Raw genomic sequence first — 21,833 nt, forward strand, 5'->3', positions numbered from 1 at the left:
GTGGGGAAGTCGACGCGGGTGAAAGTGGAGGTGTTTCCCCCGCGCGTCTCGATGGGCTGGTTCGAAGACAGCTCGATCGTTCCAGTCTGGACCATGGACATGTGTGACTCCTTGCGGTTTCAACGTCACCGACTGCGGCCGCAGGTGTCCTGCCCCGGACCGTATTCACCCATCCGCCAGTCACTCCATCGGATGATCACTAATCAGCCAATCCGAGTGCATTCGATATCCAGACCCGCCCAGGCGGCAGGTCATCCCGGCAGGCAGCATCGGGCCGCCGCCCGCGGTGGGCGGCGGCCCGACGGCTCACTCCTGGGCATCCACATGGTCCGCCTCGGGCTCGATTTCCAGAACCGCCAGGTATTCGGCGGCAGCGGGCGCTTCCGCAGCGCCGATGCGCTGGCAGATGCCCACCGCTTGGCGGACGTCGGCTATGGCGGCGTGGTGGTCGCCGGTGCTCGCCCGGCCCACGTGCGGTACTGGGCCTGTTCACCGTGGGCGCTGAAGCCCCTGAGGCGCCCCAGCTGCGTGAACGCTCAAATGGCGGGGCTGGAGAAGCTGGGCATGGCGGCAGTCCAGGCCCCTCGCACGTGACCGCCACAACCGCCATGCCGCGCCTCCAGGACCCCAGCCGACCGTCACCGCGAAGCAAGCTCCACTCAGCGCGGGCGATGCCCCGCTAATGCTTACCGACGGCGAATCACATGTAGGTCCGGGTCTCGCGGATCTGGTTGCGCCGAGCGGCAGGAATTGTGCACACTGCTGCCGAGCACAGAGCGTCATGCCGCATCTCCGAGTGGACCGCCACCACTCGTCTCTAGAGAGCGGAGGACGAGATTCCGCCAGCGCCCTCGGGCGTGTGCCGTCTCCACAGACCATCGAGACGCTCCTAGGAGTCCGTCATGACGCTGCATCTGTCCGACCGCGCGAAAGCCGCGCGCGTTCTCCTCGCGCTGCCCCTGGACGCTGACTGGATCACCGCGCTGGCCCGTCGCGGGCCGCTGCACAGGATCCCGTACTGGCTCGCGGAGGCCGTCTACGCCGGGCACGAGACGCTCGCGCACGACTTCGTCGACTTCGTCGACCCAGAGCTGGCCAGTGCCCATCACGCCCTCGTGGCGGCGCTCGAGGACCTCAGCGACCAGATCGGGGGTACCTTCCCTCCGCAGCGCGACGAGCAGGACTACACCGAGGTGCCGCCGGAGTGGAAACGCACGGAGCCCGACCGCTACTACAAGTCGCTGCGAGACCTTTCCACCGCACGGCACGCTGTCCTGCACCGCTACAGGAAGTTGATCAACGCCATGAACCGCAGCGGGCATCTGCCCTCTCCATCCCCACCTTCCGGGCAGTCGGTGAGCGTCACCTCCGGGGACAACTCGCCGGTCCACGTGTTCGCGCCCCACGCCCACGCCTCCCAGGGGGCGACAGCCGACGCGAACGTCGACCCTAGGCCTGAGCCCGCGACCGCGACGACGCCCTGGTGGAATCGCAGCATCGTGCTGTGGACAGCCCTGGGTGCACTCGCCGCCGTCGCGGCCGCGGTCGCCGCGGTGGTCGCCCTGCACAGATGAGAGGGCGCAGGATGAGGAGCTGTACCCCGTCGACCGGCTGGTACGCGGCGCCCTGGAGACTCGGTCCGCCAGCAAGCCTTCTGCGCCAAGTGGTCCAGCGCAGCATTTGCACGGTTCGGTCGGCACACGGCTGCTGTTCGCGCAGCAGGCTGGCCCCGACCGGGCAGCACGCGTTCGGTCTGCACCGCTTGCAGCGCTGCACGACTGCCCGCTGCGGGAGATCGCGCGGATGCTGGGAAGGCTGGCGAAGGCGGTGCCGGACCCGGGCGGCACCATTACATGCAGCAGGTAGCTGAGGTGGTCGGCGAGCACCGGGTAGCCGCGGCCGGTGGAGATCCGCATGGCGGCGAGCGCCTGCAGGCCGGTGCTCAGCGGTGGGAGCTGGCCTGGCCCGCGCCGTGCCTGCCACAGCCCGCCGACTACCTCGGCGTTGCACCGACAGAGGCTGAACCGTTGGCAGGACGCGGGCGCCCAGGTGCATAGGCCGCTGCCGGTGCGACTCCCTGCGATTCTGCTACTACCCATGTGCGCAGCGTCACATCCGTGGGAAGATCCCTCTCGGCTTGGCAGGAAGGGCGACGGGGGCTATGACGGCCAAAGACGATCAGTTCGAAGCATCGGCTTCAGCGCTCGGGTACCTGTACCAGTTCGCCAAAGCCCTCGAACTGTGCATTGGGCAGTCGATGGGGGGCATCGAGTGGAGTGTCGCCGTCGAGGCCGCCGACGACATCGAGAAGCACACTGGGTCGCTGACAGAGCTGCTTCAGCTCAAGCAGCGCGCTGAGGGAACCCGCATGACAGACTCCGCGCCGGATCTGTGGAAGACACTGCGGATCTGGTGCGAGGCGGCCGCGAGCGGGCGGATCAGCCTCGCCGAGACCAACTTGTTCCTGCTGACCACTGCTGAGCTCCCACCAGGCAGCGCGGGTTATCACCTTCAGTCCACGGCGAGCGGAGACCGTGATGAAGACAAGGCCCTCGCCCTTCTGCGGGCGGCCCGTGCGGCATCCAAGAGCGAGAAGCTTCAAAAGGCGTTCGCAGCCTTCGACGCACTGGAAACGGTGGGTACGGTGCGGCAGAGCGCACTGCTCTCCCGAGTTGCTGTCATCGGCGGTGCTCCCAGGATCGATGAGGTCCGCAGCAAGATGCTCGGCCATGCGGTCCTCGCCGTGGACCGCGACCTCGCCAAACCCTTCCTCACCCGGCTGGAAGGGTGGTTTTACGACCGGGTGATCGAGCAAATGCGCACTCCAGGCGGCGTGCCGATCACTGGAGCAGAGTTCGATCAGGTCTTCAGCGATCTGCGCCACCAGTTCGGCCCCAACAATCTGCCCATCGACCCAGACATCGCCAGCCTGGACCCTGAGCCGGTCGAGTCTGCCGACAAGGTGTTCGTCCGCCAGCTCGATCTGATCGGTGTCGGCTCCGAACGAGTCCGCCTCGCCGTCCGGGACTACATCCGGGCCTTTGCCCAGCGGTCGCGCTGGTCGGAGGAAAAGCTGCTGCGTGCAGGAGAGATCGGCGACTACGAGCGCAGACTGGTTGAAGAGTGGCAGGCGCGCTTCGCCGAGATGCGGGAGGACCTCGGCCCCGAGGCGACCGAGGAGGAGATGAAGCGCGAGGCGAGGCTGATCTATCGCTGCGTTGACCGAGAGGCCCGCGCCCAGATCCGCGCCGGTCTCGAGGAAGTGTTCATCCCCAAGGGGTCATACCACATGCTCGCCGACGAACTCCGGGTCGGCTGGCATCCGGACTTCACCGCCCGACTGATAGCCCTCCTTGAGCCAGCCGGAGCACGCTGATGGCCGCCCCTGAACTGAGCCGCGAGGAGCGGGCCCTGTACAACCCGATTTTCACAGCACTGCTGTGCACCCGCGCTGTCCAGGGCTACGACAAGGAGTACGCAGCCCCCTGCCCGCTGCCGGTGGCCGTCACCGCCGCCGTCATGGCCCTGCAGCCTTCCATCCGTGCTGTATTACCAACGACCACGGGAACCGGCCTGATGGGATGGCTCGACGAGAACGACGCCGTGCGAATCGCCATGACGCGCAACGCAGCTGCCCTGGCTTCCGTGGTGCGGCCCGGCCTGTTGTTCGCCTTGCAGAGCAGCATCCTGCACTGCAACGGCGACGGCCTCACCCTGGTCCCACGCACGCTTACCAAGGCCGTGAGGGGCGAAACGGAACAGAACGTCACCATTCAGAAGGCGGCCGTCCAGCTCGGGCGCTGGCTGCCCAGCACCGGAAGTCTCAGCACCGTCCTGACCCTCCTTGGAGTCAAGCCGTGACCTTTCAGATCCAGGCGGTCACCATCTATGGCAAGCAGCCGGACCAGATGCGCACCGTGCCCTTCGACACCGGCACCCTCAACATCGTCACCGGCGACTCCCGGCGCGGCAAAAGCGCCCTGCTGACCATCATCGACTACTGCTTGGCCAGCTCGGGCTACCCGGTCAAGGCCGGCAAGGTCCGCGACTACGTCAGCACCTACGCCGTCACCTTGGTCAAGCCCAACCAGCGGCTCTTCGTCGCCCGCCGCGCCCCCGAAGGCAAAGCCGCCGTCAGCACCGTCCTGTGCATCATCTCTCAGGCCCCCGGCACCCCGCCTCCACCACTGGAGGACCTGAACTTCGTCACTCCGCTGGACGCGGCAAAAGACATGCTCAGCGATTTCTGCGGCATCGACCGCACCGTCCGGGTGCCAGCCGTCGGCCGAGCCCAGACCATTGCCCCATCCATCCGCCACGCCCTGTTCTTCTGCCTCCAGGCCCAGAACGAGGTCGCCAATCCCGACCTGCTGTTCCACTCCCAAGGCGAGGAATGGCGCCCCAACACCATCCGCGGCGTCATCCCCTACTTCCTTGGCGCCGTCGACCCTGAGCAGGCCCTGCTGCGCAACCGACTTCGCCTCCTGCGCCGCGACCTAGCCGATCTGGAAGCCGCACTCGCCACAACCCGCAACCTCGACCCCGCCGCCGGACAAGCCCGCGCCCTGCTCACTGAAGCAGTTGAAGCACACTTGGTGCCCCCGCTCACCGGTCCGGAGTCATCGGCCGCCGATGTCCTTGGCTTCCTGCGCCAAGCCCTGAATCACACCGGCCCCCAACCCGACCAGGACAGTAACGACGATCCCCTGGGCGTCCTCAACACGCGCCGCAACGAACTGCGTCGCCTCCACGGACAGACCCGCGTCAAGATCACCGACCTGAAGCGAGCCCTCGCTGAGAACAACGACTTCACCAGCCAGGCCACCGAACAACGCGCTCGCCTTGTGTCCCTCGGCCTGCTACGCCGGAACCCCGAAACGTCCGACGCTACGCACTGCCCCGTGTGTGACAGTTCCCTTCCCTCCGCCAACGCCACCGTTACCGCTCTCACCCGCGACCTTGCACATCTGGAGGGCGATCTGCAGGTCATCGGCAGCGATACCCCGGCGATCCAGCGCCTGATCAGTCAGGAAGAAGGCCAGCTGCAAGAACTGCGCTCAGCGCTCGCCCGGAATCAGGAAGAGATCAACGAGGTCACCGCCGGATTGCGGGCCCTGCAGCAGGAGCCCGACGATCTACGTCGCGCAGCCATCGTTCAAGGACGCATTAGCCTCTATCTGGACACCGCTGCCCATCAGGCGATAGCTCCCCAAGTTGATGACCGCCGAGAAGACTTGCGTCGCCAGATCGCCGACCTAGAGGAACTGCTCAGCGACGACACACAGGGCGAGCGCCTGGCCAGCTACCTGTCACTCATCAGCCAAAAGATCACGGGCAAAGCCGCAGGCCTGAGCCTCGAACACTCCGAGAATCCCATTCGCCTCGACGTCAACCGCCTCACTGTCGTAGCCGATAGAGCCGACGGGCCCCTAGCCCTCGCAAACATGGGCAGTGGCGAGAACCACCTCGGCTACCACGTTGCCACACTGCTCAGCCTTCATGAGTGGTTCGCCGAGCACCGCGGACCAGTGCCTCGCCTTCTGATCCTCGACCAGCCTTCGCAGGTGTATTTCCCTCCCGACCACACAGGTGAAGCCATCTTGCGAGCCCACGACCGCAACAAGCTGCTGAACATCTACCAGGCCATCCACCACACGTTGCGCCTACTCGGCGGGCAGTTCCAGGTGGTTGTCATGGAACATGCGGATCTGGACCACCCGGCGTTTAGCCCATACGTCACCCAACGATGGCGTTACGACAACGACCAAGCCCTCGTACCGCCCAGCTGGATCGGGCAAGCGACCGATTGAGCTCACCCGTGTCGGACCCCTAGAGAGCGGCGAGTCCTGGTACGAGACCCGATTGGACGAGCCCGGCCGTCGCAGTGAGCGGTACCGAAACCGACCATTGGCCAGGCGACTGTGCCGGAAGCCGGGTAGCCCAGGCCGCATGAGGCCTCCTACGACGCACCGATGAAGGCGACGAATGACCCGGCGCCGCCAGCACGAGGCCCCGGCCGCTGGTGTGACAGGGGCGCATTTCCGGTGGTGGATGAGGAGGTGTGGGGTGGAGCCGGGCGGTTCGGCTCAAGTCTTCGCCGAACAGGTCGGTGGACTCACCGAGCGATACCGCAGGTCGAGTGTCGGGCTGAAGTCCTGGTTGAAGGCGATCGCCGAGCAATTGGGCGGCCGCGCGGGCGAGCTTTTGTGCCGCCAGTTACGTCTGGCCGCCGGCCGGACCTGCCTGCTCGGTCTGTTGGAAGCCCCGCCGGTCCCGGAGCGGGCGCCCGGGGGGCTGGCGTCGACGAGTTCGCCTTCCGCAAGGGCCGGACCTACGGCACGATCCTGGTAAACGTCGAGACCACCCGCGTGGTCGACGTGCTGCCCGACCGCACATCGGAGACCTTCGCTGCCTGGCTGCGCGAACATCCTGGAGCGGAGATCATCTGCCGTGACCGGGCCAGCACCTATTCCCGGGTGGTCAAGAAGGCGGGCCCCGCACGCTACCGAGGTGGCCGATCGCTGGCACCTGCTGCAGAACCTGTCTCGTGCAGTGGAGAAGACGTGCCATCAGCACCGTCCCTGCGTGCGGAAATACGCGGAAGAGGTAGCCGAGGACCCGCCCAGGATGCCGCTGCTCGACGCGCTGCCGCCCACGCTGATCATCGATCGGGTCCGACGACGATACGAGGAGGTCAACCGCCTGGTCGACACCAGCTACCCGCTCAGCGAAGTTGCCCGGCGGCTCGGCCTGGACCGCAAGACCGCCCGCCGCTACCGCGACACCGATCTCGAAACCTTGATCGCCTCAGCCCGTGACCGACGCAGATCCCCCCTCGACCGCTTCAGCCGTTCCTCCAAGCCCAGTACGCCGCGGGCAACACCAACGCGGCCGAGCTCTACCAGCAGATCGTGGACCGCGGATTCCGCGGGGGCTACTCGACTCTCACACGCTACGTGCTCTCACTGCGCAAGAACGTCGCCGTCCCCGCCCCCGCTCACATTCCCAGCCCCTGCACGATCACGGGCCTGATCCTGCGAGCGAGAGACCAACTCTCCACCCAAGAGACAGCACAGCTCGAACAGGTCAGGCTGGCCTGCCCTGACATCACCAATGCCTGCAATCTGGCCCGCGTGTTCACTGACCTCGTCCGCCATCGCCGGGGCAACATGCTCGGCGAGTAGATCCGGCAGAGGAGCATGTATGGACGCGCGTCCTTCACCCTCCTGCGAACACGCATCCTCACATCGCCGTGATCATGGTCTTCACGGAATGGCGGCCAGAACCGGATTCAACGAGCGCCATCACCGCCCTGGTGAAGCCGCCGGGTCAGCTCGCGCAGCGCCAAAACCCTCGCCCAAACCTTCGGCGGCTCGGTACTCCCCAGCAGTGGTGTCGTGGCGATAGCGCACGGTTCCACGTCGCCGCGCCCCACACTCAGCAGCACGCGGTGGCTGCCCTGCGCCAGTAGGTGGCAGACGTCCCACTCACCTGACGTCGGCTGCTCGACCATCCCGTCAGTAGCCAGAACGAGGCGCTCAGCAGGGGGCACCGGCTCGGCTCCTTGTTCCAGCGACAGCCCGGTCCGCTGCTCCCTCCCGGTCACCGTCTTGCACATAATAAAAGAGATCGCCGAATCCGGATCGACAATGAACCAATCGAAGTTGGAGCGTGCCGTATCCGCCGCATCGGCATTTTGCGGTTCCGTCTCATCGTGGATCTGACGCGCCTGCGAATTCAAATTCAGGCGGATCCATCGCTTCCATTGGGCGGCACTGATCGTGGAAGGCCGGTCCTTGCTGTGCACTTCTTCAGAGCGCGCCACGTCGGCGTCCGCTGCGCCCTGCTGATCCATCAGCCCGATTTGTTCGGCTTCGGCATGAGCATCGTCAGCGATGGCCCGAGCCTGCCGGTGAGCCTCGCCGATGATCTCTCGGGCCGTCTCCTGGGCCCGCTCGTGCGCCTCGGTGATGATCTCGCGGGCCGCGTGCTGGGCTTGGTCGGTGATCCGCGTGGCTGCGGCCCGCGCATCTGCGGTGATCCGATTCGCCGCCCGCATGGCCTCGTCCAGCGGCGGCCAGGGCTGTCCGGCCCTGATCGGGCCCTCGATGGGGCAGGTGGCCGGGTGCGCCGGGATGACCGTGCGCAGTCCGGTGTTCTGGGTGGGGCCTTGACTGCCGGTGGGCGCTGTGTCGGTGAGGCGATCGAGGGTTTGCCTCAGGTCGAGGTCGTGCAGAGCCTGCTCGGCGCCGGGGACGTCGTGGTCGGCGGCGACTTGCAGCCATCGTCTCGCGGCCTGGTGGTCGCCGCTCTCGAGGTACTCGTGGCCCAGCGCGTACGCCTGGTGCCCTAGCTCGGCTGCCTCGACCCGCTGCCGCAATCGGGCCTTCTCCTGCGGGCTGCGCGCCTTCAGGCGCTCCATCACCGCGGCGAAGCCCTCCGCCTTCTCGGCCGCGCTCAACGTGATGCGCTCGCCCCGCGTTCCGCTGTGCTGCTGCTCGTGGTTCACCGGTGCACCTCCTTGGCCGTCGCGGTGGTCTCGTAGGCGTCCATACGCGGTGACTGCCGCAGCCTCCCACGCGCCTGCTTCAGGATCTTCTTCATGTTATCGATGCCGACACCGAGGACCTCGGCGCACTCCTTGACCGCAAACCCCGCCACATGGTGCAGGAGCAGGGCCTGCCGCTGGCGCTCGTCCAGCTCGGCCAGTGCCTGCTCGAAGTCGATGCGCAGCTCGACGGCGGCGAACCCCTCCTCGCGCACGGAGTCGGCCAGGTATTCGAGGTCACTGGTCTCGAGGGTGAGGGTGCGGCCGCGGCGGCGGAAGCGGTCGTTCAGGCGGCACTGCGCGATCCGGTATAACGTCCGTTCCGGCTTGGGGTGCCCGGGGGTGTTCGGCCACCATGCACAGAACTCCTCGAAGATTTGCCCGGCCAGCTCCCCGGCGTCATCGCGGCCGATCCTGCGGGTCAGGTACGTGAGCAGTCCGTCGATCTCGGCTCGGTAGAACGCGGCGAGCCTCGCTTCGTCGACCACCGGCAACGCCGAGGTACCCGGGGGGCCCGGGATGCCGGTGCTCTGCCCGGCGTGCCCGGCCGTACTGCGGCCGGGCACCGGGCCTGGATGGTCCTGCACGGTCACCGGTCGCGCCGCATGCTGCCGGACGCCGAGCGGCCCGGGCGGGCAGTGCCGGTCAGCGTCCAGGTGCCGGACGCTCCGCCGTGGTGCACCTGGACCTCCCGCTCGCCGTCGGCGACCTTGGCCACCATCTTGGCCAGCAGCTCCTGCTCACGCTCCCGACGCCGCTCCCTGGCCAGCTGCACCTTCCTCCACTCGCCGGCCCCGACGGCGGCAAATGCGACCAGGGTGGCCATCACCCCCTCCAGCACCTGCATTCCGTGCACCTTCGCACCGTCCGTTCCTCGTCTCGGCCTCGCCTGACACCCTGTTCATCGCGCGAGCAACCCCGGATGGGTACCGAAACGTCCAAGATCTTTTGGAGGCCCGCCCTCCGCCCCGTCACACGTGGGACCTGAACGGTGTTGGGAGGCGAGCCATATGGCGGGGACCGCCCGGTCCGCGCCGTTGCTGCCCGCCGCGCCGTCCAAGGGGAGGCCGGGCGGCTCACGGGGGCGCTCCCGCCGTGCCCCCCATTGTCAGGCGACGCGGAGCTTCTTGCGGCGGTTGCGGGCGAGTTGCTCGCGGTAGTCGGCGACGGCCTGGTGGTAGCGGGCGACGAAGTCGGGGTCGTCCAGCCGGTCGTCCGGGTCCATGGCGTCGACGGCGGCCCGGGCCTCGCAGGACGGCCAGGCGTCGCGGGGCAGCGACTGAAGGGCAGCGACTGAACAGCGGCTTGGTCGCTGCTCACGTCCATTGAAAAAGCGCAGCTCACAGGCGGTGAACCGCGATCGCAGCGACTGAAGCGACTCTTGGTTCGGGTATATGAGGACATTCCCGTGCGTGCGCGTGCGCGTTATATATAGGGAGCTTGAGTCGCTTCAGTCGCTGATGGCTGCCCGTCAGGGCATGTCACCTGCGGCTTTCTGCTTCTCCCAAGGCAGCGACCGAAGGTGCTTGAGTAGCTGTGCCCGCTGTTGAGTCGCTGCTCCCCAGTCGCTGGGGCCGGTCGCCGACACGAGTGCCCGACCGTTTGCCCGAGGTGCGCTCCGGCTGCGAGCGGCTTCGCTAGTCTATGTCCGTCGTTGAGTCGCTTCAGTCGCTGATGGGGGAGTCGCATGCCTGCTGAGCTGCGGTTTCCTGACAGCGACTCACGGCAGCCTGCTCCAGGTCCTTCAGTCGCTGCGCCTCCACTGTCCCTGGCCAGGTGGTGATGTCGGCCAAGGCTGGGCTGTGCATCCGCTCGCTCCCGGACGCAAGACGCCTGCGGCGAACTGCAAGGCGTGCCGGGCCCCCGGGCATACCCACACCGACTGCGCGTGCATCGCGGCGGGCCGCTGGTGCCACGGGTTCCACGCCGCCACACTCGACCCCGCCCGGATCGACCAGTGGTGGACCGCCCACCCCGACTTCGGTGTCGGCGTGGCGTGCGGCCCATCTGGGCTGGTGGTCATCGACATCGACGCCCACGGACAGAACCTGCCCGACCGGGACCGCCTGCTGCCGGGCATCGACATCCCCGGCCAGGTGGACCTGGCCGGGCTGGCCAACGGCTTCCACACCCTGGCGGTCCTGGCCGCACTGCGTGGGGCCGCCAGCCCGGCCGAGGACGGCGAGACCCTGCGGGTGCGCACGCCTTCGGGCGGCATGCACGTGTGGTACCGGGCCACCGACGGCCGCCGCTGGCAGTGCTCGGCCGGTTCCAGCCCCACCAGGGCGCTGGCCTGGCAGGTCGATGTGCGGGCCCACGGCGGCTACATCATCGCCCCCGGCACCACCACCGGCGCAGGCACCTACACGCCCGTCGGCGATGCCCGCCACCCGGCCGCGCTGCCGGGCTGGCTGGCCGGCGAACTCGAGCGCACCGGCCACCTGCCCCCACCACAGGTCCCCCTTCCTCGCACGGTGCTGGCCCGCGCCCGACAGGCCGTCATCGCCGCGGGCGGCGGACGCGACCGCGCCACCCGGGCCCTGTCCGCTCTCCTCGCCGAGGTGGCCGAGTGCGCCGCCGTCGCGGAGGGCGCCGGATTCTCCGACAAGCTCAACCGCGCCGCCTACACCGCCGGCGGCCTGGTCGCAGCAGGACACATGACCCACCAGGCCGCCGAAGACCTCCTGCAGCAGATCGCCGAGACCGCCCGCCCCGGGCAGGCCCGCCGCGCCGCGCAGATCATCCGCAGCGGCATGAACGCCGGCTCCCGCCACCCCCTGCACGTCGGGGGCCGCCCGTGACATCGCCGTCGGAGGACTTCCTGTTCGACTTCGACGCCCAAGCCGTCGCAGCCCAGATCCTCGCCCGCCCCGCCCCCGCGGGCACCGCAGTCCCCGCACAAGCCACAGGGGCCACCCAGAACCGCGCCTGCGCCGAGTACGCCACCGCGACCGGGCTGGTGCCGGACACCCTCAGCGACCGCGGCAACGCCAAACTCTTCGTCAAGCTCTACGCCAACGACTACCGGCACGTGCCCGGCCTGGGCTGGTACCGCTGGGATGCCACCCGCTGGCAGATCGACGAGGACGACACCGTGCTGTGGGCCGCCGGGGACCTGGCGGAGAACATCGCCGCAACCGACCCGCGCGGCCTCCACCCCGCCCAGGCCCTGCACCAGCACCGCCGCCGCGCCCTGTCCACCTCCGGCATGAACGCCATGCTCACCCAGGCCAAATCCGCCCCCGGCATGGTGCTCAACGCCGCCCTGCTCGACGCCGACCCCTACGCCCTGTGCACCCCCGCCGGCATCGTCGACCTGCGCACCGGCCTGCTGCGCACCCCGGACCCCAACAAGGACTTCCACTCCCGATCCACCTCCACCGGCCCCCAACCGGTCCCCGCCCCGCGGTGGATGCGCTTTCTCGCCGACACCTTCGGCGACGACGCCGAAGGCCGCCAGATGACCGGCTTCCTGCACCTGCTGCTCGGCTACTCCATCACCGGCGACGTCGGCGGCCAGGTCATGCCGTTCCTGTTCGGCTCCGGCAAGAACGGCAAATCCGTCCTGCTGGACGTGCTGATGAAACTGCTGGGCGACTACGCCGACGCCGCCCCGCCCGGCTTTTTGATGGCCCGCCCCTACGAAGGCCACCCCACCGACCTGGCCGAACTCCACGGCCGCCGCGTCATCGTCTGCTCCGAGGTCAAACCCGGCGACAAATTCGACGAGGCCCGCGTCAAACTGCTGACCGGCGGCGACCGCATCAAGGCCCGCCGCATGCGCCAGGACTTCTTCAGCTTCGAACCCACCCACAAACTCTGGCTCCTGGGCAACCACCGCCCCGAGGTCGGCACCGGAGGCTTCGCCTTCTGGCGCCGCATGCGCCTGATCCCCTTCGAACGCGTCGTCCCCGACGACCGCAAGATCGACAACCTCGCCGACATCCTGGTCACCGAAGAAGGCCCCGGCATCCTGAACTGGCTCATCGACGGCGCCCGCCGCTACCTCGCCGGCGACAAGGACCTCACCGGCCCCGAACGCGTACGCATCGCCACCACCGCCTACGCCGACACCGAAGACCACACCGGCCGCTTCTTCGACGAACGCTGCGCCCTCGATCCCGACATGCGGGCGGAGCAGGCACGCCTGTACGCCGCCTACCGCGCCTGGTGCCAGGACGAGGGAGCCCCCGCCATCTCCTCGCGCGCCTTCGCCGCCCGCGCCAGAGAACTGGCCGGGCGGGCTTCTCCGAAGGAGATGATCCTGTCCAACTCACGCAAGTACTACCCCGGCATCGGACTGCTCGCCGACGAACAGGACACCAGATGAGCTCCCTGATCAGCGAGGACGAACTCCTCCACGAAGCCGAACTCGTCTGGCTCGAGGACACCACCGACCTGGACTACGTGCGTCAGAGCCTGGACCGCCTGCCCACCCGCCGCGGCAGACCCGCCTACCACCGCGACGGACGCATGGTCGGCTACGCCCGGCTCGGCCCGCAGGCCAAGCCCTCCCGCTCCTCCGGCACTTTCCGCCGCCGCGTGTTCTGGCTGGTGCCCCACGACCGCGACACCGACCCGCAGGGCCTGTACGCCACCGGTGCCCCGGCCGAGGCCGTCGACCCGCGCACCCTGGCCGCGGGCAGCAAGGGCCGCAAGACCGAACGCTCCGAAGGCGGACCCCCTCCACGGCCATGCAAGAACTCGGAATAACACTCCCTCTGTGACCCGGCCCCCTATCGCACGGTTCCTGCGCCTCTTGGGCTGTCCCCAGCAGGTACGGTTCGCGATCTCACTGGAACTCACCATGGATCGCTGGCGTTTGCGCCGCCGACCTGCCCTACCTCCTCGCGTCCACCAACGGCCTCGGGCGTTCCGGTTCACCCCTGGACCCCTCAGCGACCCAGGTGTAGCTGCGGCATGCGGGGATCGCTGTGGGCAAGGTGAGATTCTCCATCGGCCACCGCCAAAAGCGAAGCTGCGCCGGGCGACCGCCAAGGCCCCGGATTCCGCCTCCGGCCTGCTCAGGAGACACGACGTGACCGCTGCCGGTCACCAGCATGGGCACACCGCCAAGCCTGAGCCCACCATGCGAAGCGTCCGCCAAGCCCTCACCGACCCCGAGCCCGGGCGCGCATTCCAAGCCGAGGCCGATGAGGAATCGCCAGCACGATTCAGCTCAGCGCTGGAAGCGCATCATGGCCCTGCTGGTCCAAGGCGGTGTTCAGGTCAGAGCCGAGACGAATCTTGTCCGGAAGAGCAACTTGGCAGTGATGATTGCCAGCTGAACAGAGACAGTTGCGCTGTGCCAGCCACATGCAGCCTCTCGTTCCCTGACCGATCGCTGCAGAAGATGAAACAAGGCCGGAGCATCCCATTCAGTTACGTGTCGCTCCCATGTGGCTCCGGGGATGCGGGGGTCGGACGCGCATCTTGGAAGTCCTGCCGACGTAGGCTCCGGTCGGGGACATGGCCGCCGTCAGCGGCAACCCGGGAGCGGACCAACTGCTCGCGGGTGTCGTTGCGCAGTGCGAGTAGCCTTTCCGCTTCTTCAGCTGACAGGTTCTTGATGGCCCATCGCCAGTCGCGCCGGGAGTGGTGCTGCTCACGCAACCAAAACCACTCTCGAATGATCAATTGCCCTAGCGGCGCCAGCACCGCGACACCGACCGCGGCTAGTACGCCTACCCAGTGGCCGTTCTCCGCCAAGACCACCGACAACCCAGCAGCTCCTGCCGCCCCGCCCGCAGCAGCCCTGAGCAGCGAACCTGGCCGGTCTGCGGTGTGGCGGGTGGGTGACTGCTGTTGCCTGCCAGCGGCACGTTGACGTTGCGCTCGGGGCATTGGTTCCTCCTCGGCTTGGGGGCCGTGCAGAGGGACAGGCCGCGAGCCTTCCCGTTTTCCCGAGATCGGGGCCAAGATCTTTTATGCCTACTTTCGAGATATGGATCACTGCAGGTCAGGGGGGCTTGTGGCATCTGAGCCATTGACGCTGAGCGAGCTCTCCGATGCCGATCTTGTGCTCTGCTTGCGGCAAGAACCACGACCACCACGGCAGGCGCGGACCCAGGTCTACCAAGTCATCATCGAACGCCATGCACACGACATTCACCGCTACTTGGCAGGCACACTGCGTAACGCTGAGGATGCCAACGATGTCGGGCAGATCACCTTCACCGAGGCTCTCAAGCTCCTGGAGGATTGCCGGTGGCCAGCCGAGTCAGCAAGACTGGGCGGCTGGCTGATGGAAATCGCCAAACTGCGTGTGCGGAAGCACCGCAGCCGGGGGGCAAAGGAGGTACTCGGCTTTGAGGAAAGCACTGTCAAAGACCTAGCCGACCACACGCAGGTTGTGCATCGTGGGCATGATCCCGTCCGCTTGGCCGAGGTGCTTCGTCTGCTCCCGGAAGTCGTGGCCAGCCTTGACCCGTTTGACCAGAAGCTATATCAGTTCAGACATGTTGCGGAACTCGGCACCATCGAGATCGCCGCACGCCTGAACAAGCCCGAGAAGACAATCAGCAATCGAAGCACCCGACTTTGCCATAAGATCGCTGAACGATTCCACGTCCTGATTTTGACCAAAGGGGACCGCACCCGCTGTCCCGAGCTTGCCCGAATCCTCGACGAGCACGTCGGCAAGGGCTTCACTAAAGATTTATACAAACAGGTTGTCAAGCACTACAGCACGTGCCCGACCTGTGGAGATTGCGTTGTGTGCCGACGCGAGATAAATGCCTTGAAGTGGGATTATGCACCCGCGCTCATCCCGGTTGTCTTCGCCACCGCATTCCGTGAGCAGGTGTCCCAGGCCATCGAGCACATTGCCCCCAAGACACATGCCGCCCCTCATCAACCATCCGCCGGCCGCGGAGCTCCTGCGGGAATGGGAGCGACGGCGATCGCGGTCAGTATTCTGCTGTTCACTAGTTCCTCCACCCCACCAGGCTCTCAGACGACTCCGGCGCCGCCACTTGTCCATGCGAGCCCAGTGGCCAACGTCCTGCCTTGCAAGGAAGAGTCTATCGTTCGTCCCCCTAAAGGGCGGATACCAGCTACCGTCCACCTACCGAACCATATTTTGCTTCCCGCCGAAGCAGCCGTCGCTGGAAGCCGAGATGTGTTCTACGGTGAGAATCGGCCACACTTTGTGCTTGGCCCCAAGGGGAGCACCTGCCAGGCCAGCCGCGGAGCCGATGGAAACGTCACCTTCGGTATGGAGAGGGACAACCATCACTCAGGCGTCATCGAAGCGTGGAGCCCCGGTGGAGTTTCCATCCAACGATCCTGGGGTTGTGAGTACATCCCTGAGGTTGCATCCCTGGTGTCAGACCACGACTGCACCCAGCCCTCGGGCCACGTCGTAGAGCCGATCTCAACTGGCACCCCCAACTTCTACGCCTCGCTTGTGTGGGCCCCACAAGGCGATCGACGCCTGTGGAACGACGGGATAACGCGGAGCAACAGCACCGTCGCATTGTTCGTCTCCCAGGTCTCCACCTCGGGGGGGAGCTCGATCTATTGCAACCTGCCAGACCGACAGGACAAGATCTGCGCCGCAAGCCTGAGTTTGTTTCTTGCTCAGAGCGGAGAGTCCGCAGGCATAAAGTCCGACAATTACAAGCGCCTTGCCAGCACCATTCGCGCTTTCGTTGAGCACCATTGAACCTGATCTGCTACGGACACCATCGCGGCCAGCGCGCCGGAGGGGGCATTCGGTGCGAGAGCTGTACCCGGCCGCCTCAGAGGCCGGGGTGGCGCTGCTGCCGGAGCTGGGCAGGCGGCAGCCGCGGATGAAGCTCGGGGGCAGAGTGCTCCGGAACACCGGATCCAAGCGACCCCGGCCCCGCTGCGCCCCGCCGTACGCGCTTTCGCGGAGGCGCTGGTGGCCCAGCGAGCGAATGCCGAGCGTCTCGGCCTGCGACCGAACCGGCTCCAGACCATCGAGATCCGCCTCGACACCATCCGAGACCTGGCACTCCACATCCACGCGCAGGGACACAGCTCCTGGACAGGCGTGAACGTCACCGACGTGGAGGTATTCCTCGCCCGCAACCCGGCCCGCAGAGCCTCCTGGCTCGCGGGCCTGAGACAATTCTTCTCCCACGCCCACCGCACCGGATTGGTGCTCCACAATCCCGCCGCGGCCGTGCAGGCCCCGCAGCCACGTGGCTTCAGCGGCTCAACGCTCACTCTCGATGAGCAGCGTGCCCTCTACCGCCGCTGGAGTGCCGGCAAGGATGTCCTCCCGCACGAGGCGTTCATCGGGCTGGCGGCTCTCCTCCACGCTGCCACCACCACCGAACTTCGCCACCTCACCCTCGACCACATCAGCACTGCCTCCCGCACTGTCCGCTTCCCCGGCCGCAGCGTCGACCTCGCCCTCGACAACGCCACATGGCGAGCCCTGGAAGGCTGTGAGTTGGGGGTGTGGTGGGGTGGGTTGGGCGTCATCTGGGGTGTTGGGTTGTTTGCCTGGTACGACGCGGCTCCTCGTTTCGTCGTGGCTGTCATGGGATGACCACGTGGCTGTCATCGGTCGGCTGGCACGGTGATGGGTGGCTGTCATGGGTTCGCCCGTTCCTGTGTGATGGTCGGCGGGCCTGGGTGTGCTGGGTTTGACGTCGCCTCCCTCCGGTGGTCGGAGGCGGCGTCACACGTCAGCACGGCGGTGCACGCAGGGGGCCGATGCCGGGATGGAGCTGTAGTCGGCAGGTGTGATCGGCTCGTTTCGGCTTCTGGACTCCCCCAGATGCGGTGGGCGTGATGGGAGTGCAGGCTGGAAGAGGGTCGTGCTGCCCTCTCGCCGACGCTGGAGACGAGTGCCTATGCGATGGCCGATACCTGCGGCGTCCCTGCTGATACTTGCTTTAGCAATGGGGTGCAGTACCGTCACAACGGAGGGCAACACCAACACAACGGCGCCTCCGGGTGCCACCAGCGCCACCGCCACCGCCGTCCCGACGAGGACGACAACGGTGACCAAACAGCCTCCTGCAACGGTCACGACGACACGGGTGGCACCTCCTGAGAACCCCGTTCCCCGTGGACCGGCGAACTCGTGCAACTACACCAGCAGCCGCCCGACGATCAGGCGTGGTTCATCAGGGGCGGCGGTCCAGCAGGCACAGTGCTATCTGAACCTGTCCATGACTGGGGTCTCGATGCCTGAGGACGGGGATTTCGGACCGGTCACTGAAGCCGCGACCAGGAGGTTCCAGCGCTGTGCCGGTATCACCGTCGACGGGCTCATCGGCCCGCAGACCTGGTCCTACCTCATCTACTGGGCCGACTCGTCCACTTACCTGTGCTGACAACTGGGATATCCCCGCCCACGGCACCAGCGCGCTGACCTCTCTCGATCCCTCCTTCCGCCCGTCGCGGCTGCAGGCCGCGCTCGACGGGCTCGAACTGCACCGTCTGATCAGCGTCATCGACCTGCCGCCTCCGGCGACCTGCCGCCGCTGCGCTGTCTGCAGGTGCACGCGGACATCCTCCAAGCCGTGTACTCCACCCTGCCCGCGCCCATCGCGGCCTCGATGCCGCAGCCCTCAGTAGCCAACCGTTCCCGGTCGGCGGGTTCGAACCGGGCCAGTCCCAGGTAGGGCGGCACGGCGCCGTCGTTTTCGGCATCGTGGGCGGCCGACTGTTCTACCGCGTGGTGCCAGCGCTGCTCCCACTGGGCGGGGTCTGCGCCGCACGCGGTGATGTAGGCGAGGGTGACCGGCAGCGAGGGCAGTTCGTGGCTGGCTGCGGACTTGGACTGTCGGCACGGTGTACCGGGTGCACTCGGCCCTTGCCTGGTAAGTGATGCCGCCTGCTTGCCGGCGCAGTTGGCGTAACTCGGATGCGAACTGCTGGACGGGACCGGCGTGCGGGTCCAGCGGGGCCTCGCGGCGCGGCATACGGATTCTCCTTGCGTGGGGACGGTGATCGGATGCGGGCGTCAACCTACGTCCTCGGCAGCGGTGCGCGCCGGGAGAGCCCGGGTTCTGGCCCGAGGGTGCCTCGAGTGCGAAATTGCGGGGGCTTGGGGGCGGCCGGACTGAGGACCCCCTGGGCGCACGCAAGAGGTTGCGGCGGCCGCGGCCCGGGTTCAACCCGGTGTGCACGCGCCTTGGGGCGTCTGGGCGTCTACAGCATCCGAATCGCTGGTTCCGCTGTCGGTGGGCTGCGCAGCGCTGGCCAGAAGCATTGTCGTGGCCCATGGCCGTCGAATGCGCAGCAACCGGCATGGGAATTGCGCGGTTGGTTGCGCGGTCAGCGGGATGTATGGCGGGCCGGCGGCTGCACCCTGAATTGCGGGCACCGGCCCTCGGCCTCCCGGAGGTGCGGCCGGCCATGAGGGACAGACCGACCAAGGGGCGTCCCTTCCGTGCATGCCGCGGGCCGACCGCGCTCATCCCCCCGCCCACGCCGGGGTCAGCCGTTCGCCGCACCTGGGGCGGGCGTGCGGCGGCGGGGGCCGACCGGCACCGCCGCGGGGGGATAGCCGGCCCCCGCTGCACCACGGCTTCCCCGCACTCGGCCCCCCATGCCGCCGCCCGGCCGCTGTCCGCTCTCACGGTGCCGCTGCGCATCGGGGCCGCGCCGGGAGCGTGCCTGCGTGCGCACTCACCACGCCCGGCAACATCACTTGCGCCATCACTTGCGACATTGCTTGCACCATCACTTGCGCCTGTGGGCACCGGGCCCGCGCATCTGCGCTGCTCAGTAGGCCTTTTCGGGACTCACCACGGCCGGACTTCCCTCGTCTGCCGCCCTGCCCGTGCCCGTGGTGGTGGTGTGGGGGAGTGGGTGTGGTGGTGCGCAGGCCCGGGAAGCGGGGCGCTGCGCTGTGCCTTCCACGGGCCCGGCCGGGGCCGGGTGGCGCCGCTGTCGTAGCGGCGGCGGGGGTTCCGGGTCTGGCGGCCGGGTACGGGGGATTCCCGGCCGCCAGAGCATGCGACACAGCGTAGAGGGCGGCGGGCCGTCGAGAGCGGAGCTTGGCCGAGTGGACGGGGCATGGGCAGCGGCAGCGAGCATCGGGAGCACGGCGAGCAGCGCTCCATGGAGCCGATCGCAGGACCGCTCGACGGTGAAAAGCTCGGACGTCCAGGCTCACCCCAAGAGAAGCACGCGTCGTGCAAGTGGTACACGTAGCGTGCTTTTCGGCTAGGCTCCTCCCGTGACCGACGAGGACCGCGCACTGCGAGAAGAGCGGCAAGCCGCTGCCCTGCGTGAGGTGGCCGACCTGGGCAGGCGCCGCGCCGACCTGGTCAGGCAGGCGGAGGAGTTGCTCAAGCCACTGAGCGCCGCGGCCGTGAACGCCGTGCGCATCGGCGCGCCCCGCCGCCGGACCCAGGACCTGGCACAGATCAGCACCGGGGTGTTCTACGGCTGGTTGCAGGACGCCGGCATCTCCGTGCGGCCCAAGCGCCCGGCGCAGCGTGACCGCACGGCGTGAAACCCTTGCCCCCACACCACAGACGAGGAACCCATGCCTGAAAACCCGATCCCCGAGCGCGAGCTCGCCGCGCTCACCCGCCGCATGGAGGAGATGGAGCAGCGCCTGACGGGGCTGATCCAGACCAACGGCATTCAGCTCGCCATGACCCTGGGCGAACGTCTTGCCGCGCAGGAGGCCCGGATCACCAGCCGGATCGAGGAACTCAAGCAGCACATCGACCACCGCAACGCCGAGATCATCGAGGCGCTGTCCGGGCGGGTCGGCCAGAACCCGGACCAGTAGGCACCAACCACGGGCCCCCACACGCGACATGGTCTCCTTCCCGGCTTGATCCAAAAACGCGGGCCCCTGCGGGGTCATGGGTGCGCTATCGCTGCACATCACGTGCGCCGCTGTGCGCAGAGCCCTTGTACAAGCCCTGATCACAGTGCCTTTCCGGCACTTGCGTTACCCATCGCAGGCTCCGCGAAACGGCAGAGGCACGACTCCTGCCCATGAGTATGGCCACGCGTTATCCTTTTGCCTCGAACGCCTGAGCGAAATAACCTTGCGTCAAGAGCGGTGCAGCAGGCAGATCTTGGCACGAGCGCCGCACAGGCAAGGGGGGGACGATGACTGTCCGAAAGTTCGCCGAGTTAGCCACCATCTGCGGGGTGCTGGTCCTGGGGACCGTAAGCGCTCCGTACGCCGCAACCGCACAAGCCCATCAGATACAGGCTTCACCCGCCGCGAAGAAGATGTGCGAGGGTAAGTCCTACAAGAGCATCGCGAAAAAGTACTACCGCGGCCCGTATGTTTACGTGCTGCGCTGCGGGAACGACTCCTTCGGCTACCGCCACCTCGTGAAGCGGAAGCGGTGGAGCAAGGCGTTCGACAAGAAGATGACGGACACGTTCTGGCGCGGGACGCCGAACGACGCCGGCGGCTTCTCCATGTACACCGACACGTGCCCGCCGATGGAGTACTTCCGCATCGTCTACAACGCCGGTGCGTACCACGGCAACGGCGTGAGGCCCCAAGGCGTGATCACCGCCTACTACATCGATCTCCTTTCAAGCAAAAAGCGCTGTTAAACTCGGCACATGAGCACAGACGTAGCCGCCGAGTTGCGCGATCGGCTCCAAGCCGAACCGCGTGACTCGGCGGGCACAGGCTTTGAACTCGAGAGTCTGAGGATCAATTTCCCGAGGAAGACCCTCGCTGAAGTCATTCTCGAAGTCCGGGTCTCCCCACCCGGCATGAACCCCGAACTCTGGCGAGTCCGCCTTCCCTACACCGGAACGGAAGCCAGGGTACTGGCCGGATCGCCACCCGAGGAAACCCTGGACTACTTCGCCTTCTTGGTACGCACCCATCTGCACGAATGGTGGCACACCAAAGCCAACGAAGAATATTCACAGAGCCTGGGAGTCAGAATCGACATCTCTCCCAGCTGATGATCGGCATTAGGTTTTCAGTGGGTTTCCCGCCTGATTTCATTAGCTGACGCATCGATGATAGGGAGGCGCATGCAATCCCATTCTCTACCCGAATGCACTGTGATGCATATGATGAGGCTATCGGGGCTGGAAGGGGTGGCTCAGAATCCCAGACCCCACCCATCACTGTTTTGATGCATGCCGGTTCCGACCTGCACTCACCTCCCGTACCGGCAGGGACTCCTGACCCCCTGCCATCCTGCCCCACAGTCAAGCCGACCCCCTCCCGCTGCTGCCAGCCTCGGTGCCCGCGAAGCGGGCAACCGTCTCCCCCGGGCGGATCCCGGGGGCAAGGAATTGAGCGCAGCGAAATTCCGACAGCTTTTCAAAATTCCCTGCGAAGCAGGGAATTCAGGCA

Annotated in this window: 19 protein-coding genes and 1 pseudogene; 16 read left to right on the top strand and 4 right to left on the bottom strand. The window is 67.1% G+C overall.

The annotated features are described in order from the left end of the window. Window positions 1-306 precede the first annotated feature (306 nt). Window positions 307-471: a hypothetical protein gene (locus IEY86_RS33820; protein ID WP_189135736.1), complete on the bottom strand. Its 165-nt coding sequence runs from the start codon at window positions 469-471 to the stop codon at window positions 307-309. A gap of 431 nt (window positions 472-902) precedes the next feature. Between IEY86_RS33820 and IEY86_RS33825 the strand changes: the two genes are divergently transcribed. From IEY86_RS33825 to IEY86_RS33850, 6 genes are all read left to right on the top strand, one after another. Further along, the gene (locus IEY86_RS33825; protein WP_189135737.1) at window positions 903-1,574 is read left to right on the top strand and encodes a hypothetical protein; all 672 of its coding nucleotides are present in this window, start codon (window positions 903-905) and stop codon (window positions 1,572-1,574) included. Window positions 1,575-2,161: 587 nt separating this feature from the next. Beyond that, window positions 2,162-3,376, top strand: coding sequence for an ABC-three component system protein (locus tag IEY86_RS33830; RefSeq protein WP_189135738.1), 1,215 nt, complete (start codon window positions 2,162-2,164; stop codon window positions 3,374-3,376). Then, window positions 3,376-3,861 carry a three component ABC system middle component gene (locus IEY86_RS33835; protein WP_189135739.1) on the top strand — a complete coding sequence of 162 codons (486 nt, stop codon included), beginning with the start codon at window positions 3,376-3,378 and terminating at the stop codon, window positions 3,859-3,861. The genes IEY86_RS33830 and IEY86_RS33835 overlap by 1 nt, the downstream gene beginning before the upstream one ends. Beyond that, the gene (locus IEY86_RS33840) at window positions 3,858-5,810 is read left to right on the top strand and encodes a DUF3732 domain-containing protein (RefSeq protein WP_189135740.1); all 1,953 of its coding nucleotides are present in this window, start codon (window positions 3,858-3,860) and stop codon (window positions 5,808-5,810) included. The genes IEY86_RS33835 and IEY86_RS33840 overlap by 4 nt, the downstream gene beginning before the upstream one ends. A 162-nt stretch (window positions 5,811-5,972) precedes the next feature. Then, on the top strand, window positions 5,973-6,818 hold the full coding sequence (locus IEY86_RS38380) for a transposase (RefSeq protein WP_373287134.1): 846 nt from the start codon (window positions 5,973-5,975) through the stop codon (window positions 6,816-6,818). A 93-nt stretch (window positions 6,819-6,911) separates the two neighbouring features. After that, window positions 6,912-7,184, top strand: coding sequence for a hypothetical protein (locus IEY86_RS33850; protein ID WP_189135742.1), 273 nt, complete (start codon window positions 6,912-6,914; stop codon window positions 7,182-7,184). A gap of 107 nt (window positions 7,185-7,291) precedes the next feature. Here IEY86_RS33850 and IEY86_RS33855 read toward each other — a convergent pair whose 3' ends face one another. From IEY86_RS33855 to IEY86_RS33865, 3 genes are read right to left on the bottom strand one after another with little or no spacing between them, the layout of a single operon-like run. Then, window positions 7,292-8,509 carry an ATP synthase subunit B family protein gene (locus IEY86_RS33855; protein ID WP_189135743.1) on the bottom strand — a complete coding sequence of 406 codons (1,218 nt, stop codon included), beginning with the start codon at window positions 8,507-8,509 and terminating at the stop codon, window positions 7,292-7,294. Next, window positions 8,506-9,141, bottom strand: coding sequence for an RNA polymerase sigma factor (locus IEY86_RS33860; protein WP_189135744.1), 636 nt, complete (start codon window positions 9,139-9,141; stop codon window positions 8,506-8,508). Before IEY86_RS33860 ends, IEY86_RS33855 begins: the two co-directional genes overlap by 4 nt. After that, the gene (locus tag IEY86_RS33865; RefSeq protein WP_189135745.1) at window positions 9,138-9,395 is read right to left on the bottom strand and encodes a hypothetical protein; all 258 of its coding nucleotides are present in this window, start codon (window positions 9,393-9,395) and stop codon (window positions 9,138-9,140) included. The genes IEY86_RS33860 and IEY86_RS33865 overlap by 4 nt, the downstream gene beginning before the upstream one ends. Before the next feature lie 955 nt (window positions 9,396-10,350). On the opposite strand from IEY86_RS33865, the gene IEY86_RS33875 reads away from it, so the two are divergent. From IEY86_RS33875 to IEY86_RS33920, 10 genes and pseudogenes are all read left to right on the top strand, one after another. Continuing rightward, entirely contained in the window at window positions 10,351-11,349 is a 999-nt protein-coding gene (locus tag IEY86_RS33875; protein ID WP_189135746.1) for a bifunctional DNA primase/polymerase, read from the top strand. Further along, a complete protein-coding gene (locus IEY86_RS33880) occupies window positions 11,346-12,878 on the top strand; it encodes a DNA primase family protein (RefSeq protein ID WP_189135747.1) in 1,533 nt (510 codons plus the stop codon). The genes IEY86_RS33875 and IEY86_RS33880 overlap by 4 nt, the downstream gene beginning before the upstream one ends. Next, window positions 12,875-13,275: pseudogene (locus IEY86_RS33885) on the top strand (DUF6009 family protein). The gene IEY86_RS33880 and the pseudogene IEY86_RS33885 overlap by 4 nt, the downstream one beginning before the upstream one ends. Window positions 13,276-14,519: 1,244 nt before the next feature. After that, complete coding sequence (locus tag IEY86_RS33890) at window positions 14,520-16,214, top strand: sigma-70 family RNA polymerase sigma factor (protein ID WP_189135749.1); 1,695 nt, start codon at window positions 14,520-14,522, stop codon at window positions 16,212-16,214. A 219-nt stretch (window positions 16,215-16,433) separates the two neighbouring features. Continuing rightward, the gene (locus IEY86_RS33895; protein WP_189135750.1) at window positions 16,434-17,069 is read left to right on the top strand and encodes a site-specific integrase; all 636 of its coding nucleotides are present in this window, start codon (window positions 16,434-16,436) and stop codon (window positions 17,067-17,069) included. Between the two features lie 355 nt (window positions 17,070-17,424). Next, on the top strand, window positions 17,425-17,862 hold the full coding sequence (locus IEY86_RS37745) for a peptidoglycan-binding domain-containing protein (protein WP_265806105.1): 438 nt from the start codon (window positions 17,425-17,427) through the stop codon (window positions 17,860-17,862). A gap of 1,853 nt (window positions 17,863-19,715) precedes the next feature. Continuing rightward, entirely contained in the window at window positions 19,716-19,994 is a 279-nt protein-coding gene (locus IEY86_RS33905) for a hypothetical protein (protein ID WP_189135752.1), read from the top strand. A gap of 33 nt (window positions 19,995-20,027) precedes the next feature. Beyond that, window positions 20,028-20,279, top strand: a complete 252-nt coding sequence (locus tag IEY86_RS33910) for a hypothetical protein (RefSeq protein WP_189135753.1) — start codon at window positions 20,028-20,030, stop codon at window positions 20,277-20,279. Between the two features lie 329 nt (window positions 20,280-20,608). Next, a complete protein-coding gene (locus IEY86_RS33915) occupies window positions 20,609-21,070 on the top strand; it encodes a hypothetical protein (protein ID WP_189135754.1) in 462 nt (153 codons plus the stop codon). Window positions 21,071-21,079: 9 nt separating this feature from the next. Beyond that, window positions 21,080-21,433 (top strand): hypothetical protein, encoded by a 354-nt coding sequence (locus IEY86_RS33920; RefSeq protein WP_189135755.1) that lies wholly within the window; start codon window positions 21,080-21,082, stop codon window positions 21,431-21,433. Window positions 21,434-21,833: the final 400 nt, after the last annotated feature.

The sequence above is a fragment of the Wenjunlia tyrosinilytica genome (assembly GCF_014646055.1).
Lineage (GTDB): Bacteria > Actinomycetota > Actinomycetes > Streptomycetales > Streptomycetaceae > Wenjunlia > Wenjunlia tyrosinilytica.